This is a genomic window from Pseudomonas donghuensis (genome assembly GCF_000259195.1).
GTDB lineage: Bacteria > Pseudomonadota > Gammaproteobacteria > Pseudomonadales > Pseudomonadaceae > Aquipseudomonas > Aquipseudomonas donghuensis.
Genome location: NZ_JH650773.1, coordinates 1 through 530, shown reverse-complemented (window position 1 = coordinate 530; position 530 = coordinate 1). Strand labels below are relative to the sequence as shown.

At 65.7% G+C, this 530-nt stretch carries 1 protein-coding gene; it reads left to right on the top strand.

Annotated features, from left to right (window positions below; genetic code table 11):
• Nucleotides 1-530, top strand: a 530-nt coding sequence (locus tag UW3_RS27340; protein WP_010224924.1) for a VCBS domain-containing protein, incomplete at both ends; no start/stop codon positions are given.

Here is a 530-nt window from a genome sequence, read left to right as displayed (position 1 = left end):
CCGCCGACATCGCCAACCTGACCGAAACCAACGCCCCACTGACCACGGCTGGCACCCTCACCATTAGCGACGTCGACAGTGCCGCGACTTTCGTCGCCCAGACCAACACCGCCGGCAGTTACGGCCAGTTCTCCATCGGCACCGACGGCGCCTGGAGCTACGTCGCCGACTCCGCCCACAACGAGTTCACCGCTGGCAGCAGCTACACCGACACCTTCACGGTACTCAGTGCCGACGGCACCGCGACCGCAGTGACAGTGACCATCACCGGCAGCAATGACGCTGCCCTGCTGTCCTCGGCCAGCATCACGCTGACCGAGACCGATGCCCCACTGACCACCAACGGCGGTCTGACCATCAGCGACGTCGACAGCGCCGCGACTTTCGTCGCCCAGACCAACACCGCCGGCAGTTATGGCCAGTTCTCCATCGGCACCGACGGCGCCTGGCGCTACGTCGCCGATAGCGCCCACAACGAGTTCACCGCCGGCACCACCTACCCCGATACCTTCGCGGTACTCAGTGCCGAT